The sequence below is a fragment of the Streptomyces sp. ITFR-6 genome (assembly GCF_031844725.1).
In the GTDB taxonomy this organism is placed as follows: domain Bacteria; phylum Actinomycetota; class Actinomycetes; order Streptomycetales; family Streptomycetaceae; genus Streptomyces.
Genome location: NZ_CP134612.1, coordinates 4,049,494 through 4,066,488 on the forward strand (window position 1 = coordinate 4,049,494; position 16,995 = coordinate 4,066,488).

At 69.9% G+C, this 16,995-nt stretch carries 18 protein-coding genes, 2 pseudogenes and 1 riboswitch; of the genes and pseudogenes, 12 read left to right on the forward strand and 8 right to left on the reverse strand.

Annotated features, from left to right (window positions below; genetic code table 11):
• Positions 1 to 87 precede the first annotated feature (87 nt).
• Positions 88 to 912 carry a hypothetical protein gene (locus tag RLT59_RS18290; RefSeq protein WP_311304391.1) on the forward strand — a complete coding sequence of 275 codons (825 nt, stop codon included), beginning with the start codon at positions 88 to 90 and terminating at the stop codon, positions 910 to 912.
• A 75-nt stretch (positions 913 to 987) separates the two neighbouring features.
• On the opposite strand, the gene thiC is transcribed toward RLT59_RS18290, so the two are convergent.
• Entirely contained in the window at positions 988 to 2,799 is a 1,812-nt protein-coding gene (gene thiC / locus RLT59_RS18295; protein WP_311304392.1) for a phosphomethylpyrimidine synthase ThiC, read from the reverse strand.
• Positions 2,792 to 2,925: riboswitch (TPP riboswitch) on the reverse strand. Its footprint overlaps the gene before it by 8 nt.
• A gap of 70 nt (positions 2,926 to 2,995) precedes the next feature.
• Here thiC and RLT59_RS18300 point away from each other — a divergent pair.
• Positions 2,996 to 4,333 carry a YibE/F family protein gene (locus RLT59_RS18300; RefSeq protein ID WP_311304393.1) on the forward strand — a complete coding sequence of 446 codons (1,338 nt, stop codon included), beginning with the start codon at positions 2,996 to 2,998 and terminating at the stop codon, positions 4,331 to 4,333.
• An 82-nt stretch (positions 4,334 to 4,415) separates the two neighbouring features.
• On the opposite strand, the gene RLT59_RS18305 is transcribed toward RLT59_RS18300, so the two are convergent.
• From RLT59_RS18305 to RLT59_RS18320, 4 genes are all read right to left on the reverse strand, one after another.
• Positions 4,416 to 4,853 (reverse strand): SsgA family sporulation/cell division regulator, encoded by a 438-nt coding sequence (locus RLT59_RS18305; protein WP_024489558.1) that lies wholly within the window; start codon positions 4,851 to 4,853, stop codon positions 4,416 to 4,418.
• Positions 4,854 to 4,954: 101 nt separating this feature from the next.
• Positions 4,955 to 5,725 (reverse strand): IclR family transcriptional regulator, encoded by a 771-nt coding sequence (locus tag RLT59_RS18310; protein ID WP_311304394.1) that lies wholly within the window; start codon positions 5,723 to 5,725, stop codon positions 4,955 to 4,957.
• Positions 5,726 to 5,984: 259 nt separating this feature from the next.
• The gene (locus RLT59_RS18315) at positions 5,985 to 6,197 is read right to left on the reverse strand and encodes a DUF5326 family protein (RefSeq protein WP_311307768.1); all 213 of its coding nucleotides are present in this window, start codon (positions 6,195 to 6,197) and stop codon (positions 5,985 to 5,987) included.
• A gap of 143 nt (positions 6,198 to 6,340) precedes the next feature.
• Positions 6,341 to 6,658 carry a cupin domain-containing protein gene (locus tag RLT59_RS18320; RefSeq protein WP_073736338.1) on the reverse strand — a complete coding sequence of 106 codons (318 nt, stop codon included), beginning with the start codon at positions 6,656 to 6,658 and terminating at the stop codon, positions 6,341 to 6,343.
• 68 nt (positions 6,659 to 6,726) lie between these two features.
• On the opposite strand from RLT59_RS18320, the gene RLT59_RS18325 reads away from it, so the two are divergent.
• The 6 genes from RLT59_RS18325 to RLT59_RS18350 all read left to right on the forward strand — a co-directional run bounded on the left by RLT59_RS18325 (position 6,727) and on the right by RLT59_RS18350 (position 11,476).
• On the forward strand, positions 6,727 to 7,104 hold the full coding sequence (locus RLT59_RS18325; RefSeq protein WP_311304395.1) for a phage holin family protein: 378 nt from the start codon (positions 6,727 to 6,729) through the stop codon (positions 7,102 to 7,104).
• A 67-nt stretch (positions 7,105 to 7,171) separates the two neighbouring features.
• Positions 7,172 to 8,302, forward strand: coding sequence for a cystathionine gamma-lyase (locus tag RLT59_RS18330; RefSeq protein WP_311304396.1), 1,131 nt, complete (start codon positions 7,172 to 7,174; stop codon positions 8,300 to 8,302).
• Between the two features lie 217 nt (positions 8,303 to 8,519).
• The gene (locus tag RLT59_RS18335) at positions 8,520 to 9,416 is read left to right on the forward strand and encodes a LysR family transcriptional regulator (RefSeq protein WP_311304397.1); all 897 of its coding nucleotides are present in this window, start codon (positions 8,520 to 8,522) and stop codon (positions 9,414 to 9,416) included.
• A gap of 63 nt (positions 9,417 to 9,479) precedes the next feature.
• The gene (locus tag RLT59_RS18340; RefSeq protein WP_073736334.1) at positions 9,480 to 9,959 is read left to right on the forward strand and encodes an NUDIX domain-containing protein; all 480 of its coding nucleotides are present in this window, start codon (positions 9,480 to 9,482) and stop codon (positions 9,957 to 9,959) included.
• Between the two features lie 96 nt (positions 9,960 to 10,055).
• The gene (locus RLT59_RS18345; RefSeq protein ID WP_311304398.1) at positions 10,056 to 10,583 is read left to right on the forward strand and encodes a DUF2269 domain-containing protein; all 528 of its coding nucleotides are present in this window, start codon (positions 10,056 to 10,058) and stop codon (positions 10,581 to 10,583) included.
• A gap of 5 nt (positions 10,584 to 10,588) precedes the next feature.
• A complete protein-coding gene (locus tag RLT59_RS18350; protein WP_311304399.1) occupies positions 10,589 to 11,476 on the forward strand; it encodes a GNAT family N-acetyltransferase in 888 nt (295 codons plus the stop codon).
• A 24-nt stretch (positions 11,477 to 11,500) separates the two neighbouring features.
• Here RLT59_RS18350 and RLT59_RS18355 read toward each other — a convergent pair whose 3' ends face one another.
• Both RLT59_RS18355 and RLT59_RS18360 read right to left on the reverse strand, forming a co-directional pair.
• Entirely contained in the window at positions 11,501 to 11,938 is a 438-nt protein-coding gene (locus tag RLT59_RS18355) for a hypothetical protein (RefSeq protein WP_311304400.1), read from the reverse strand.
• A gap of 58 nt (positions 11,939 to 11,996) precedes the next feature.
• Complete coding sequence (locus RLT59_RS18360) at positions 11,997 to 13,208, reverse strand: MFS transporter (RefSeq protein WP_311304401.1); 1,212 nt, start codon at positions 13,206 to 13,208, stop codon at positions 11,997 to 11,999.
• 143 nt (positions 13,209 to 13,351) lie between these two features.
• Here RLT59_RS18360 and RLT59_RS18365 point away from each other — a divergent pair, with 143 nt between their 5' ends.
• The 3 genes and pseudogenes from RLT59_RS18365 to RLT59_RS18375 form a co-directional block, all read left to right on the forward strand.
• On the forward strand, positions 13,352 to 13,810 hold the full coding sequence (locus RLT59_RS18365) for a MarR family winged helix-turn-helix transcriptional regulator (RefSeq protein ID WP_311304402.1): 459 nt from the start codon (positions 13,352 to 13,354) through the stop codon (positions 13,808 to 13,810).
• A gap of 46 nt (positions 13,811 to 13,856) precedes the next feature.
• A pseudogene (locus RLT59_RS18370) lies at positions 13,857 to 14,054 on the forward strand (GNAT family N-acetyltransferase); the annotation flags it as partial.
• Positions 14,028 to 14,636, forward strand: a pseudogene (locus RLT59_RS18375) (DNA glycosylase AlkZ-like family protein); the annotation flags it as partial. The pseudogenes RLT59_RS18370 and RLT59_RS18375, both read left to right, overlap by 27 nt.
• A 40-nt stretch (positions 14,637 to 14,676) precedes the next feature.
• Here RLT59_RS18375 and RLT59_RS18380 read toward each other — a convergent pair.
• Positions 14,677 to 16,059, reverse strand: coding sequence for a serine hydrolase domain-containing protein (locus tag RLT59_RS18380; RefSeq protein ID WP_311304403.1), 1,383 nt, complete (start codon positions 16,057 to 16,059; stop codon positions 14,677 to 14,679).
• A gap of 161 nt (positions 16,060 to 16,220) precedes the next feature.
• Between RLT59_RS18380 and RLT59_RS18385 the strand changes: the two genes are divergently transcribed.
• Entirely contained in the window at positions 16,221 to 16,976 is a 756-nt protein-coding gene (locus tag RLT59_RS18385; RefSeq protein ID WP_311304404.1) for a dienelactone hydrolase family protein, read from the forward strand.
• Positions 16,977 to 16,995: the final 19 nt, after the last annotated feature.

Here is a 16,995-nt window from a genome sequence, read left to right on the forward strand (position 1 = left end):
CATCGGCGTACCAGTAGCAGGCTCTCCTCCGTTTCCGCCCGACTGCCCGGTTGAATCGGGCACACAGGCCCTACGGAGCATCGGGGGATGCACATGAACAGCGCTCCGCACCTGCTGACCGAGGACCGCCCCGAGTACGAGCGGATCCTCGACGACGCGCTGCGTCACGCCCATGAACGACCAGATCTGGCCGCAGTCGGCGAACGGCTCAACCCGGTCCAGCTGCGCACCATGGCGATGGCCGCCACCGCCCTGATAACCGCCACGGCCGCCACCGAGTACGAGCACTACGTGAAGGCCCGCGAGGAACTGCGGGCCGCCACGGCCGACGCCGATCAGGACGCCGCGGGCCTCATCGGCGCCGACGGTCCCCACGGGTCGGGGGCCGGACTGGGAGCTGTCGTCACCGTGCTGGCCCCGGTGCTGGCGGGCACGGCCGCGGTGATCTTCCTGCTGGTCGGCTACATCCTGAAGATGCTCAGCTCGCCGCCGTCCTTCGCGGGGACCATGGTGAGCGTCGGCTGGGTCTTCATGGCGCTCACCGCGGCCGCCATCCTGATCGCCGCCGCCGGCCTCCTCATCGCCGCGCTGCGCAACGGCTCCACCTCGCTGGCCGCTGAGGATCCCGGCGAGGAACTGCCCGAGGACGTGGCGCGGGCCAGAGAGGCCTGGCGGCACGCACTGCTGGAACGGGGCATCCTGCCGTTCCTGCGGGACGCGCTGGCCGACCCGGGCGCCGCTCCCGCGGCCCGTACCCCGTATCCCTCGGCCAACCGCATCCCGAAGATCGGCTACAGCAGGCCGGACTTCTCCAGCCCGGACGACGGCCCGGCGGCCGCGCCCCGGCCGACCTTCACCAGCCCGGACTTCACCAGCCCCGACTTCGGCGGACCGGAACACGAGATGGACTGACCGGGGCCAGGGGAAAGGGGAGCGCGGGCCCGTCGTACCGGCCGGCGCGAGCCCGCCGGCACGACGCGCCCCGCCTCAGTCCGCGATCGGCAGGTAGACCCGGTTGCCCGCGGCCGCGAACTCCTTGGACTTCTCCGCCATGCCCGCCTCGATCTCCGCCTGCGAACCGCCGTGCTCACGCCGGATGTCGTGCGAGATCTTCATCGAGCAGAACTTCGGCCCGCACATCGAGCAGAAGTGCGCCGTCTTCGCCGGCTCGGCCGGCAGCGTCTCGTCATGGAACTCCCGCGCCGTGTCCGGGTCGAGCGCCAGATTGAACTGGTCCTCCCACCGGAACTCGAAGCGGGCGTCCGACAGCGCGTCGTCCCACTCCTGCGCCCCCGGGTGCCCCTTGGCGAGGTCCGCGGCATGGGCCGCGATCCGGTACGTGATCACGCCGGTCTTCACGTCGTCCCGGTTGGGCAGGCCGAGGTGCTCCTTGGGCGTGACGTAGCAGAGCATCGCCGTCCCCCACCAGGCGATCATCGCGGCGCCGATGCCCGAGGTGATGTGGTCGTACGCCGGAGCGACATCCGTGGTCAGCGGGCCGAGGGTATAGAACGGCGCCTCCTCGCAGATCTCCTGCTGGAGGTCGATGTTCTCCTTGATCTTGTGCATCGGGACGTGCCCCGGACCCTCGATCATCGTCTGGACGCCGAACCGCTTGGCTACGGTGTTCAGTTCGCCGAGCGTGCGCAGCTCGGCGAACTGCGCCTCGTCGTTGGCGTCCGCGATCGATCCGGGGCGCAGCCCGTCGCCCAGCGAGTACGTCACGTCGTACGAGGCGAGAATCGCGCAGAGCTCCTCGAAGTGCTCGTACAGGAACGACTCCTTGTGGTGCGCGAGGCACCACGCGGCCATGATCGAGCCGCCCCGGGAGACGATGCCGGTCTTGCGACGGGCCGTCAGCGGCACATACGGGAGGCGCACGCCCGCGTGGACCGTCATGTAGTCGACGCCCTGCTCGGCCTGCTCGATGACGGTGTCCTTGTAGATCTCCCAGGTCAGCTCCTCCGCCCTGCCGTCGACCTTTTCGAGTGCCTGGTAGAGGGGCACGGTGCCGATCGGTACCGGGGAGTTGCGAAGTACCCACTCACGGGTGGTGTGGATGTTGCGGCCGGTGGAAAGGTCCATGACCGTGTCCGCGCCCCACTTGGTCGCCCAGGTCATCTTGTCCACCTCCTCCTCGATGGAGGACGTCACCGCGGAGTTGCCGATATTGGCGTTCACCTTCACCAGGAACCGCTTACCGATGATCATCGGCTCGATCTCCGGGTGGTTGACGTTGACCGGCAGCACGGCCCGGCCCGCGGCGATCTCTCCGCGCACCACCTCGGGCGTGACGTTCTCCCGGATCGCCACGTACTCCATCTCCGGGGTGATCTCGCCGCGCCGGGCGTACCCGAGCTGGGTCACCGGGCTCCCGTCCCGGCTGCGCCTCGGCTGGCGCGGGCGGCCGGGGAAGACCGCGTCCAGATTGCGCAGCCCTCCGCGCGGCGAGGTGTGCTTGATCCCGTCGTCCTCGGGGCGGGCGGCCCGGCCCGCGTACTCCTCGGTGTCGCCGCGGGCGATGATCCAGTTCTCCCGCAGCGGCGTGAGTCCGCGGCGGACATCGGTGTCGATGGCGGGATCGGTGTACGGCCCCGACGTGTCGTACAGCGTCACGTCCTTGCCGTTGGTGAGGTGCACCTGACGGACCGGCACCCGGAGGTCCGGGCGCGAGCCCTGGACGTACCCCTTGTGCCAGCCGATGGACTTCCTGGCCTTGTCGCTCGGACCGGCCCCGTCGCTCCGACCGCCCTCGTCGTTCTGACTGGAGGCAGGCATGCGTGCATCCGCTGTGGTCATGAGACCTACTCCCTACGCCGGCATTACCCGGTAACAGGTTCGGCGGTCGGCGCAGCTTGTCCCGTACGGATGTACGGAGATCAGCGCCCTCTCAGCCCGGTGCTCCGAGCTCCCGCGTGTGCAAAGGTGCCACCACGCTAACGCCCTCACGGGTGTGCTGAACAGTGGGCCCCGCTCCTCTTGCGATGATCGGCCGGTGACGTCTCCCCATATCGTTCCCGAGCAGCCGTCCCCTCAGCACACCCACACTCACGCGCACGGCCCTGCCGCACCCGTGTCCAAGCACCTGCGCAAGGTGATCGCCGCCGTACTGATCCCGTTCGCGGCCGCGGTCGCCGTCGGGCTCGTGGTGCTCTGGCCCGGTGGTGCGCCGGCGCACGAACGAACCGGTGTCGGTTTCGACCGGCAGACCCAGCAGGCGAAGGTGGTGAACGTCGACAAGGTCGACTGCAAGGACGTGAACGCGGCCCAGCTGCCGGTCGAGGGCGAGACCCCGTCGACCAAGGACCCGACGACCGGTGGCGGCGGGGCCGCACCCTGTGAGAAGGCCACGGTCGAGGTCACGAGCGGCAAGGACAAGGGGCGCACCTTCATCGAGGTGGTGCAGCCCGGCGCACCGCGACAGCTGCGGGAGGGGCAGGAAGTGGTGGTCGCGTACGCCCCCGACGCGCCCCATGACCTCCAGTACTCCGTGACGGACGTCAACCGGAAGTTCCCCATGGCGCTGCTGGCCGGGATCTTCGCCGTGGCGGTGGTCGTCGTGGGGAGACTGCGCGGGGTCATGGCACTGGTGGCGCTCGCCCTGTCGTTCGCCGTGCTGACCCTGTTCATCCTTCCGGCCATCCTGCAGGGCTCGAATCCGCTGCTCGTGGCGGTGGTCGGGGCCAGCGCCATCATGCTGATCGCCCTCTACATCTGCCACGGGCTGACCGCCCGCACCTCCGTCGCCGTCGTCGGCACCCTGATCTCGCTGCTGCTGATCGGGCTGCTCGGCTCGCTCTTCATCGGCTGGGCGAGCCTGAGCGGGAACACCGACGACAGCACCGGCCTCATCCACGGCCTGTATCCGCACATCGACATGAGCGGTCTGCTTCTGGCCGGCGTCATCATCGGCTCCCTGGGGGTGCTCGACGATGTGACGGTCACCCAGACATCGGCCGTCTGGGAACTGCACCAGGCGGACCCGACGATGAGTGCGAAGCAGCTTTACCGGGCAGGTATCAGAATCGGAAGGGATCACATCGCCTCGGTGGTCAACACCCTGGTGCTCGCCTATGCGGGCGCGGCGCTGCCGTTGCTGCTGCTGTTCTCGATCGCCCAGAGCGGCGTGGGCACGGTGGCCAACAGCGAGCTGGTGGCGGAGGAGATCGTGCGGACGCTGGTCGGCTCGATCGGGCTGGTCGCCTCGGTGCCGGTGACCACCGCGCTCGCGGCACTGGTCGTCGCCGCGGACCGTACGGGGGTCGGCGCGGAAGCCGGGGCTTCGGCACCCGTACGGAGTGGCAGAGGACGACGGCGACGGGCGAAGGCCTGAACGGTCACACACGGAGAGTGATTCACCCGTTAGGCAGGTGTGATGTTCGACCGGCACCCGGGCCCCGATAAGGCGGCTCCCGTCAGCCCGCGTTCTGTTCCTCGGCCAGAATTCGCCCCAATGCCTCTTCCAGATTGCCCTCGAAGTCACCCAGCGTGCACTCCTGGCCGAGCGGGACGAGCTTGTCCGTCCGGTCGAGAAACGCCACAAGGGGTGCCGTACCCGCCCTGAAGAGAGCGCGGTCCGCCCCCACCTGGAGCCGGATGTGGACGTCGCACAGTCCTTCGGGCTCGGTCGGCCCGATGTGTACGTCCCCGTCGCCACTGGGGCTGTTGAGGCCGTCGAGCAGCAGCTCGCGGCCAAAAGCCCAGGTGACCGGGGCATCGCCGGGGAGATGGAAGGTCATCCGGATCGCGTACGGATCGCACACTTCGTACCGGAGCTCCACCGGGATACGGAATGAGAGCTCCTCGGAGACGAGGAAGCTCATCATGACCTCAGCTTGAACCGACTCGCGCATCGTTCAACCCCGCAGTAGATGAATCTGGCCAGGAATGATCCCCCATGGCCCTATTGACGCCATCGTGGTGCACGCGATAGCAGATCACAAGGAGTGATTTTTCAGATACTGATAGAGAACACGAACGAACGCAAGAGGCTGGCCACTTCGCCACGTAGTCGTTCGACCGCGGGGAGCAACCGTTCTTCCTGGTCGAGAGGTACCGAAATGGCCATCGCCGCAGCCGTGAAACCGGCCGCGATCGGGATGGCCGCGCAGACCGTCCCGAGGGCGTATTCCTGCCGCTCGATGACGGGTTCCGTTCGCTCCAGGGATCGCAGCCGTTCAAGAAGTGCCGCGCGGTCGCGTACGGAGTACCGGGTCAGCGGACGCACCGGATGCCGGTCCAAGTGGTCCTCGCGGGCCTTCTCGTCGAGCTGGCTCAGCAGGCACTGGCCGATCGCGTGGGCGTGCCCGGTCTCCTGGAACGCGGCCCATTCGTCCACCGCGGGCGTGGCCGGGGTATCGGCGACGGCGACGAGCTCGATCTCGCCGTCGCGGTAGACGGCGCAGTACACCGGGGCCCCGATGATGTCCCGCCAGCGGTCCAGGGACTGGGTCATCCGGCTGCGCCGGTTCTGCAGAGCGCCGTCGCCCACCAGCCGCTCGGCGGCCGCGCCGAAGAGGAAGACGCCGTTCTCCCGGCGCAGATATCCCTCGTGGGTGAGGGTGCGCAGCAGGTGGTAGGCGGTGGGCAGCGGGAGTCCCGCCTCACGCGCGAGCTGTTTGGCCGGCGCCCCGTCACGATGGGCGCCCACGGCCTCCAGCAGTCTCAGCGCCCGCTGCACCGATCCGATCAACGTCGGCACAGCGGTACTCGATGCCGTGGTCAACGGTCACCCCCAGGCATGGTGACGGGCGGTCAGCCCGCCTGTGGAGGCCGCCCCCACAGGTCTGCCGCAGGTTCGAGTCCGGAGGCCGGATGCCTGTCCACCACTTGTCAGGTGGTGACTGACAGTGCTCTCCCAGGCGGCGGCAGCGAATTTCCACTGTATCCGCAGCGTCCGGAAGGGTTGCGGTTTCGTCTTCCGCTTAGCTCACCTGGGCTAACCGTGCGACCGGTGGTGCGGCCACCGGTCGTCCGCCGGTCGCCTACCAGTCGCCGCGCGAGGACGAGGACGACATGAACTTCCGCACGAGGAAGACGATCCCGCCGACCAGCACCACGAAGATCAGGATCTTGAAGAGCAGCCAGACGACGAAGCCGACCACGCTGGCGATCAGACCACCGAACACGACGATCGCGATGACGGGCACCGCGATCCACTTCACCCACCAGGGCATTCCCGCGAATATCTCCCGCACGGCCATCTGTCCTACCTCGTCTCTGTGAGTTCCTGCTCCGATGCTAGAGGCGCGGGGGTGGTCGGCGGGGGCCTCGCATCCCTTGAACTCCCCTGATCGAACCCTTAGGGACCCCCGAGAGACCACTCCGTCTCCCGGACCCCTCAGCCCTCGGGCGGCGAGAAGACCACCATCACCCGCAGGTCCTCGGTGATGTGGTGGAACTTGTGAGCCGTGCCGGCAGGTACATACACGACACTTCCTCTGCCCACCTGCGTCGTTTCCATGCCCACGGTGATCGACGCGCGCCCGCTGACGACCAGGTAGACCTCGTCCTGCTTGTGCGGCTGCTGCGGATCGAGCTCGCCGGCGTTCAGCGCGTACAGGCCGACAGACATGTTCCGTTCACGGACGAACTGCAGATACGCGCCGTCGTTGGCGGCCCGCTCCGCCTCCAGTTCGTCCAGTCTGAATGCCTTCATGGCCTGCCCGTCCCTTGCCTCTGCCCAGCCGGTGTCCGCCACCGATCATGTCTGCCACGATCAGACACATGAAGAATTTCGTAGTCAAGACGATCGCCAACGCGGGTGCGCTGGCAGTGGCCATCTGGCTGCTCCAGGACATCACGCTGACCGGCGGAAACACCGGCCGCAAGGTCCTGACCCTGATCGTGGTCGCTCTGATCTTCGGCCTGGTCAACTTCTGTGTAAAGCCGATCCTGAAGCTGCTCACCCTGCCGCTCTTCCTCCTCACACTGGGGCTGTTCACCCTGGTGGTGAACGCGCTGATGCTGATGCTCACCTCCTGGCTGGCCGGCCAGTTCGATCTGAGCTTCCACGTCCACGGCTTCTGGACCGCCGTCCTCGGCGGACTGATCATCTCGATCGTGTCCTGGGCGCTGAACGTGGTCCTGCCCGACGAGGACTGATCCGCGCGCACCTGGAACAGTGCAGGCAGTACCTGTGACGGACCGGGGAGAGAAGTGAGGACTCAGCATGAGCACCATGGGCGACGGAACCCGCGCGGTACGGGCCGGCCTGCCGGAACCGCAGCAGTACGAACCGACTCTCCCCGGTCCGGTCTTCGCCGCGCACTTCCACCTCTCCGGCGAGCCGACCGGCCCGTACACCTACGGCCGCGACACCAACCCGACCTGGACCCATCTGGAACGGGCCATCGGTGAGCTCGAAGCGCCGGGGGAGAGCGTCGAGACCACGGTCTTCGCCTCCGGAATGGCGGCGGTCTCGGCCGTACTGCTGTCCCAGGCGCGCAGCGGTGACGTGATCGTGCTGCCCGAGGACGGTTACCAGGCACTCCCCTTGGTACGGGCGCAGCTGGAGGCGTACGGGGTCGAGGTGCGGACCGCCCCTACCGGCGGCGATGCCCAGCTGGCCGCCCTGGAGGGCGCCAGGCTCCTGTGGATCGAGACCCCGTCCAACCCCGGGCTCGACGTCTGTGACGTGCGGCGGCTCGTGGAGGCCGCGCACGCGGGCGGGACGCTGGTGGCCGTGGACAACACGCTCGCCACCCCGCTCGGCCAGCGTCCGCTGGAGCTGGGCGCGGACTTCTCGGTGGCCGGCGACACCAAGGGCATGACCGGGCACGGCGACATCCTGCTCGGCCACGTGGCCTGCCTCGATCCCGAGCTGGCGGCCGGAGTGCGGCGCTGGCGCAAGGTGGCCGGCGCGATCCCGGGACCGATGGAGGCCTGGCTCGCACACCGCTCGCTGGCCACCCTGGAACTGCGGATCGAGCGCCAGTGCGCGAACGCCCTCGCGCTGGCCGAGGCGCTCACCAAGCACCCGGAAGTGACCGGACTGCGCTACCCCGGACTGCCCACCGACCCCTCGCACCGGAAGGCCGCGCGGCAGATGCGGCGCTTCGGCTCCGTGGTCTCGTTCGTGCTGGCCGACCGGGAGACCGCCGAGCGCTTCCTCTCCGCGCTCCGGCTGGCCGAGGACGCGACCAGCTTCGGCGGGGTGCGCTCCACCGCCGAGCGACGGGCCCGCTGGGGCGGTGACGCGGTGCCGGAAGGCTTCATCCGCTTCTCGGTGGGCGCCGAGAACCCGGAAGACCTGCTGGCCGACGTGGAACGGGCGCTGGCCGAGGCGGTCGACGGAAGCTGAGCGGCCGCACCGGCGGCAGCCGGTGCGGTACGGACGGCCCGAGCCTCCCCCCTCGTGGCTCGGACCGTCCCGGCCCTCCGCGTTCCCACACGAAGCACCACCACGACAAGGCTAGTTGACTCTGAGTCAGTGTCCAATCACAGTAGCCGCAGCGGCCTATCGACATATTTATGGTTGTCGGGGCCCGACACGTCGCAGCGGTGGGAGGGGACAGGACATGGACCTGGCCCTGCTGCGCACGTTCGTCACCGTGCACCGGGCCGGTTCGTTCACCCGGGCCGCCGCTCTGCTCGGCCTCTCCCAGCCCGCGGTGACCTCGCAAATACGCACGCTGGAGCGGCAGTTGGGCCGCCCCCTCTTCCTGCGCCGGGCCCGCGGCGTGACCCCCACCACGATCGGGGACGAGCTCGCGCACCGGGCCGCTCCCCATCTGGACGCGCTGGTGGAGATCGCCGAGGCGGAGCTGGACGAGGAGTCGGGCGTCCGGACGCTTCATCTGGCGGGTCCGCCGGAGTTCACCTCGCTACGGGCGCTGCCCGCGCTCACCCCGTTGATCGCCCAGGGCCTCGCCCTGCGCAGCTCGTTCTCCGCGGACACCGACGAGACGCTGGAGGGCCTGGCCGCCGGACACCACGACCTGGCCATCGTGACGGCCCGCCCGCGCGGCGGGCTGCTCACCGCGACCCCGCTCTGCGACGAGGAGCACGTGCTGATCGCCGCGCCCCGCTGGGCCGGGCGGCTCGGTCCGGGGACCTTGCGGCGGAACGGCCCGGTGGTCCTGGAACAGTTGCCGGTCGTGGAGGTGCACGAGAGCCTGCCGCTCGTCTCCCGGTACTGGGCCGCGGTCTTCGACACCCGGCCCGCGGCCGCCGGGACCGTCATCGCCCCGGATCTCCGGGCCGTCCTCGGATGCACCGCAGCGGGCGCCGGGCTGGCCGTCCTGCCCCGCTATCTCTGCGAGGGCGCCCTGGAACCGGGCGAGGTGGTGGCACTCCTCGACCCTCCGGTACCGCCGCTGCGGACCTACTTCCTCGCCGCACGGACCGGCACGCTCGCCCTGCTGCATCTCGCTCGCGCGCACGAGTGGCTGCTGCGCGCCGCAGCCGACTGGTGACCGCAGAGCGGTCCGGCAGCCCTCAGGTGTTTCAGAAGGGGTCCAGCGGGCCACTCTCTTGCCATGACCGAACGTCCCGTGGTCAAGCGCACCGCACGCGCCATCCTGCTCGACGGCAACGACCTCATCCTGATCAAGCGCACCAAGCCGGGGGTCGACCCCTACTGGGTCACGCCGGGCGGCGGGGTCGAGCCCGAGGACGCGACCGTAGTCGACGCCCTGCACCGCGAGGTGGACGAGGAACTCGGCGCCAAGATCACCGATGTGGTCCCCTGTTTCGTCGACACCGTGGAACACATCGAGGGCAGCGGGGTGAAGGGCGTCAAGGTCCAGCACTTCTTCGTCTGCCGGCTCGACTCGATGGACCTCTCCCTGCGTCACGGACCCGAGATCGACGCCCCCTGCGGGGAGTACGACGTCGTCCGGGTGCCGTTCAGCCGGGTCGGCATCGCCGCGGTGCACCTCGTACCCCTGTCGCTGCGGCATTACCTGGACGGCAACATCGAGGGCGTCCGGGCGATGCACGCGACCGACCTGGGCTGATCGGGGCCCCAAGCGGCCGGCTGCGCCGAGCTCGGTACGGACGGATACTCCCCTGGGCAGATGACCGGCCGGGCGGCCCCCGGCACCGTGTTTCACGTGAAACCACTCAAGCGTCGCCCCCGCAGAAGCCTCCTTGTCGCACACGTCGCGGTATCCGTCAGCTGGCTCGGACTCAGCGTCGGCCTGCTGACGCTGGCCATCGTCGCCCTCTCGACCGGCGACCCGGATACCGCGCGTGCCGCCACCCTCTCCATGAAGATCTTCAGCGACTGGCTCGTCGTTCCGGTCGCACTGCTCTCACTCATCAGCGGCCTGGTTCTGTCGCTCCGCACCCCGTGGGGGCTGGCGCTCCATCGCTGGGTCTGGACGAAGTTCTGGCTCACCCTGATCACGACGGCGCTGTCCGTCTTCGCCTTGCGCCCCGGCATCAACGAGGCAGCGGAGCTCGGCAGGGTCGACATCGACCTGGTCGTCGCCCCGTCGGTGGCCACGGCGACCTATCTCTTCATCACTGCCGTCTCGGTACTGAAGCCGTGGGGCCCTACCCGGCGCGGCCGGAGGCTGCGGATCTCGGCCAGTTCCGTTAAAGCGGTGGACGCGCGATCATCGCGTCGGACAGCCTGACCCTCATGCCCAGCTCACTGCCCCGCCCGCTCGCCGGTCTGCCCGTCCGGCGTCTCACCCGGGACGATCTGGTCCCCTGCGCCGACCTCAGCGAGGACCGCGGCTGGCCGCGTGACGAGCACCGCTGGGGGCTGCTCCTGGCGGCGGGAACCGCTCTCGGTATCGACGATCCGGACGGCAAGGGCCTGATGGCCACCTGTGTGGTGACCTCCTACGGCCCCCGCATGGCCGCCATCGGCATGATGCTGGTCGCGGAACGGTACGCAGGGCAGGGGGTCGCCCGGTACCTCATGCACGAGACGATCGGGACGACCGGCGGCTTCCCGCTCAGCCTCTACGCGACGGCTGCGGGCCGGCCGCTCTACGAGGAGCTCGGATTCACCGCGGTGGGCAGCGCTCAGCGCGTGAGCGGGCATTTCCGGCCGGCTGCCGGCTCCGGCGGTCCGGACGCGACGGATCAGGCGGGACGCACGGTCCGTCCTGCCTCGGCCGGGGATCTCCAGGCCATGCTCAGGCTGGACGCGGACGCCTTCGGGCTCGACCGGACACACCTCCTGACCCGCCTCCCCGCCTTCGCCGACCATCTGCGGGTGGCCGAGGACGACGGTGAGCTGATCGGCTACGCGGCGCTCTGGCCGAGCGCGGGCAGCCATGTCGTCGGCCCGCTGGTCGCGCGGGACACAGCGGCGGCGAAGCTGCTCGTGGCCTCGCTGGCCGGGGCGACCGAGCGGCCGCTCCGTGCCGACATCGACGCCCGCCACCAGGAGCTCCTGGACTGGCTCGGCGAACGCGGGCTTCAGCCCGGTTCCGAGACCACGGTGATGAGCCTCGGGGACCGGCAGCCGGGGGACTGGAAGCAGTGCTTCGCACCGCTGAGCGTGGCGACCGGCTGACGCCGGGACAGCACTCACAGCGAGTCAGTTGTCGAACCAGACGGTGAGCCGGACGTTCTCGCCGCCGTGCACGGCGGCGAGGGCTTCCATCACGGACCACACCGGCTCCCACTCGCCCTCCGCCGGCACCGCGTCACGCCGGAGCATCCGCTCCACCCGGTAGCGGCGCCCGCCGTCCCGCCGCTCCGTGCCCTCCGGCCACTCCGCGTCGCCGTAGCCGCCGGCCGCACCCGCCACGGGATCGACCGTCAGCCCGGCCACCGCGGCGAACCGTGGACTCCAGGCCGCCTTGGAGACGAGCGCCCAGACGCCGTCCACCTCTTCGTACTCGTGGATACGGCGGTCCGTCGTCTCGGCCGGTTCGTCCCAGTCGACGGACTTCAGCTCGTCCCAGCCGATCCAGCTGGGGCTGTGCGCTGTGTCGCATGAGCGGAGATTCTCCGGCCGCAGGGGAGTCGGCACCACTGAATTACCTTGGCCCTCAGGGCGGATGAGGCTTGTATGACGCAGGGGGCCGAGGTCAGCCCCGGCCCGCGGGCGCGGCGGCCGGTTCCGGGAGGCGGTCGGTGGCGGTCCGGCCCCGGGTCGCCGTGCGGCGCTCCAGGGTGCTGGAGACGAAGGCCAGGACCAGCGCGGAGGCGGCCAGGACCGCGCCGACCCAGTTGGGCGCGGTGTAGCCGAGACCGGCGGCGATGACGATGCCGCCGATCCACGACGACAACGCGTTGCCGAGGTTGAAGGCACCGATGTTCACGGCGGAGGCGAGGGTCGGAGCACCGGCCGCCTGGTCGAGCACCCTCTTCTGGAGCGGGGGCACGGTCGCGAAGCCGAGGCCGCCGATCAGGACGAGGGTGACGGCTGCCGCGATCTTGTTGTGGGCGGTCAGGGTGAACAGCGCCAGGACCACGGTGAGAGCGCTCAGCGACACGTACAGCAGGGGCATCAGGTGGCGGTCGGCGAACTTGCCGCCGAGCAGGTTGCCGCCGACCATGCCGAGGCCGAACAGGACCAGCAGCCAGGTGACGGACGAGGCCGAGTAGCCGGCGATGTCGGTCATCATCGGCGTGATGTAGGTGATCGCGGCGAAGACACCGCCGAAGCCCAGCACCGTCATCGCCATGGCGAGGAGTACCTGCACGTTGCGGAAGGCGGCGAGCTTGTGGCGCAGCCGGACGCCTTCGGTCCTGGGCTGCTCGGGGACGAGCTTGGCGACGCCGAGCAGGCCGATGACTCCGAGGGCGGCAACGAGGAGGAAGGTGGTGCGCCAGCCGGCGCTCTGCCCGATGTAGGTGCCCAGCGGGACGCCGACGACGTTGGCGACGGTGAGTCCGGTGAACATCATGGCGATGGCACCGGCCTTCTTGTGCGGGGCGACGAGATCGGCCGCCACGACCGATCCGATGCCGAAGAAGGCTCCGTGCGCGAGCGAGGCGATCACGCGGCCGGCGAGCATGACACCGAAGACGGGGGCGGTCGCGGAGACCACGTTGCCGATGACGAACAGCCCCATGAGGAGCATCAGCATGCGTTTGCGGGTGACCCGGGTACCGAGTACGGACATCAGCGGAGCGCCGAGGACGACCCCCATCGCGTAGCCCGAGACGAGGTAGCCGGCGGTCGGGATGGAGACCGGGAAGTCCGCGGCCACCTCGGGGAGCAGTCCCATGATCACGAACTCGGTGGTTCCGATACCGAAGGCCCCGATGGCGAGAGCGAGGAGCGCGAGCGGCATGGGTGACCCCTCCCTTGGAGATTGCGTCTGCGCCTTACGAGCGTTCACAATAATTGCAGGCGCTGATTAATTGCAAGCGCGGGCTATTGCGCGGGTCGCCTATCCTGTAGGTAAGCAGCTCCAGCACCGGAGGAGAGACACCCATGACCGCGACGGACCCGGCACTGACCGCCCTCTCCCAGGGCTGGTGCGCGCTCTCCCTGCTCCACGGGAAGATCGAGGCCCATATCGAGCGTGCTCTGCAGAGCCGGCATGACCTCAGCGTGCGGGAGTACTCGCTGCTGGACGTGTTGAGCCGGCAGCACAGCGGTCCGGGCGGGCATCTGCAGATGAAGCAGGTGGCCGACGCCGTCGTGCTCAGCCAGAGCGCCACCACTCGACTGGTCACCCGCCTTGAGGACCGCGGTCTGCTGACCCGGTACCTCTGCGACACCGACCGCAGGGGCATCTACACCGATGTCACGGAGGCCGGTCTCACCCTGCTCGCCGAGGCGAGGCCGACCAATGACACCGCTCTGCGCGCCGCACTCGACGATGCCGCCAAGGACCCCGAGCTGGTGCCGCTCGTGCGGGCGGTCGAGGAGCTGAAGGCCCCCGTGTAGGCGGATGCCGCAGCACGGCCCGGGGCCACTGCGTAGGCTGCTGATCATGAGCGATCTGGACATACGTGCCGCGGCCATCGACGACCTGCCCGAGATCGTGGCCATGCTGGCCGACGATCCGCTGGGCGCCGAGCGCGAGTCGCCGGACGACCTCACGCCCTATCTGGCGGCCTTCCGGCGGCTGGCCGGGGACCCGAACCAGCACCTGATGGTCGCCGTGCGCGCGGACCGGCACCGTGGTTCCTGAACGTCCAGCCAGTTCCGCTGGACGGCGGCCGAGCCGCGACCGGTTCCGGCAGCCGCAGAGGCGCAGGCAGAACTGGCCCTGCACTGGCTCCGCTCCTACGGGCCCGCCTCCGAGGCCGACCTCAAGTGGTGGACGGGCTGGGGGCTCGGCCAGGTCCGCAAGGCGCTGGCAGCCGTCGGAGCCGAGGAAGTCCGGCTCGACGACGGCTCGACCGCCTGGGTCTCGCCCGGAGACACCGCACCCGAACCTGCCCCGGAGCCCTGGGCGGCGCTGCTGCCCGCGCTCGACCCGAGTGCGATGGGCTGGGCCGACCGAGGCTTCCACCTCCCCGCCGAGCACCGGGCGGCCCTCTTCGACCACTCCGGCAACATCGGCCCCACGGTGTGGTGGGACGGCCGCATCGTCGGAGGCTGGGCACAGCGCGCCGACGGCGAACCGGTGTGGCGGCTCCTGACCGACACCGGGCGGGATGCCGCCTCCGCGATCGAGCAAGAGGCATCCCGGCTGGCGGGCTGGGTGGGGGAAGCACGGATCACACCGCGCTTCCGCACCCCTTTGGAGCGGGAGTTGACCGCCTGAGCCGCCCGCCCGCTGCCCTGTTTCACGTGAAACAGGACGCTCAACTTCCCAGGCCACGCCACCCGTTCTCGTCCACTCCGCCCGGAACGGCTGCTGCGGGGTCGTACGGCTCGCGCGTGAAGACGAACGAGCCCAGGTCCAGGTGGTTCACGCTGCCGTCGTCGTTCCGGACGATCCGCAGCGTCTCCCCCGCGTAGTAGCCGTCCAGCCCGATCCAGGTGCCGTCCGGCCGGGCGGTGAACCGAGCGCCTCGGCCGTCACCGTGGAGGCCTCGGAGCTCCAGTCCGCGATCGGCGTGCAGGCGCAGGATGTTGGCACGCGTACCCCAGTACCAGGGGCCGGTCAGCGCGAGCAGCTCCGCGTCCACCTCGGGCAGCGGGCGCCAGGGCTCCGGAATGCGGGGCTCGGCCTCCGCGACGATGTCCACGAGCTCGGCGGCGACCTCACCGATCAGCGGCCCGGAGGTGGCGTTGGCGAACACCACCGCCGCCACGTCCTCCTCTGCGCAGAACCACAGGGCGGCCAGGAATCCGGGGAGCGAGCCGGTGTGCCCGACGAGCGTGCGGCCCTTTCTCTGGATCACCTGGAGCCCCAGACCGTAATTCCCTTCCCAGTCCCCCTGCTCGGGGGGTGCGGACGGCGCCTTCATCTCCGCCACGGAGGCGGCGCAGAGCACCCGGTCGTCGCCCTCAGCTAGGAAGGCGGCGAACCGGAGAAGGTCGGCGGTGGTCGACCAGAGCTGGCCGGCCGGAGCCATCAGTCCGAGGTCCTCGGCCGGCTCGGGCAGCATGGCGTCAGCCCACGGGTGGACGGCCCAGCCACCGGTATGGGGTGCCTCCGGCCCCGGACTCGTACGGTGCATGCCCAGCGGCTCCAGCAGCTCTCGCTTCAGGACCTGCGCCCAGGCCGCCCCGCGCACGGCTTCGATCAGCGCTCCGAGCACGGTGTATCCGGGGTTGGAGTAGTGATGACGACGGCCGGGCGGGTGCATCCGGGTCTGCTCACCGAGCACATCCGCGAGCTCGGGCCGCAGACTTCCCGGCGTCCGTTCCCACCACGGAGCGGGCGACTCCGCCGCGAGCCCCGCGCTGTGCCCCAGCAGCTGATGGATGGTGACCTCGCCCGACCCCGTTCCGGGCAGGTGCTTCTCCAGCGGATCGGCCAGATCCAACAGCCCCTCGTCACGCAGCCGCAGGACCAGCACCGCGGTGAACGTCTTGGTGAGGGATCCGATTCTGAACTGCGTGTCGTCATCGGGGGCATGGCCGTCGACACAGGTGCGGGCGCCGTTCCAGACGGTCTGCCCCTGCCGCCGGACAGCGGCGACGACGGAAGGTGAGCGCCCGTCGGACTGGGCGGTGGCGATGCGGTGCAACAGGGCGCGCCGCGTAGCCGGAAGCAACTGTTCAGCGGGAGTGGTCATCGTCAACAACTACCGCCCCGGCCCGCTCCGGGGCCACCTCATTCCCGGGTCCGGTGACCGCCGACAGCCGTTGGTGCCTGCTACGAGGGGGCGTCCGGCGGTGTTCCGCCGAGGGTGAAGTCCCGCCCGGCCGGGGCCGGGGATCACTACAGTCCAGTCATATGACGACGGTTACCACGCGCACGGTCGAGTACCCGGCCGACGGGCTGACGATGATCGGATACCTCGCGCTCCCGGCCGGCACCGGCCGCGCGCCCGCAGTTCTGCTCGGGCCCGAAGGGCTCGGCCTGACCGATGTCCAGCGCCGCCGGGCCGACGCACTGGCCGAGCTGGGTTACGTGGCGCTGGCCTTCGACATCAACGGCGGACGCTGTCTCGAAGACCCCCAGCAGATGCTGGCGCACGTGACCCCACTGCTCGCCGCCCCCGACCGGATGCGGGACATCGGGCACGCGGCGCTGGACGTGCTGCGCGCCGAACCACGGACCGATCCCGACCGGATCGCCGCCATCGGCTACGGCACCGGAGGCATCATCGCGCTGGAACTCGGACGCGACGGAGTCGACCTCCGCGCGATCGGGACGGTCAACGGACTGAACACGGGCCGGCCGGGCGAGGCGGCACGCATTCACTGCCCGGTCTGGGCCGGCGTCGGTTCGGAGGACCCCATCATGTCGTCCGCCCAACGCGACGCGTTCACCGCCGAGATGCAGGCGGCGGGCGTCGACTGGCGCTTCGTCGTCTACGGCGGAGCCCTGCACGCCTTCCACCATCCGACGGTCGACCACACCGTGCTCCCCGGCGTCGGCCACCATCCGCTCCACGCGGGGCGAGCCTGGCGCGACGTACTCGATCTGCTCGCCGAATGCGTGCCGCTGGGGGAGCCGGCCACGGCGGCGGGAGGGCCGGCGGCATGACACGGCAGGCGGGGCGGCG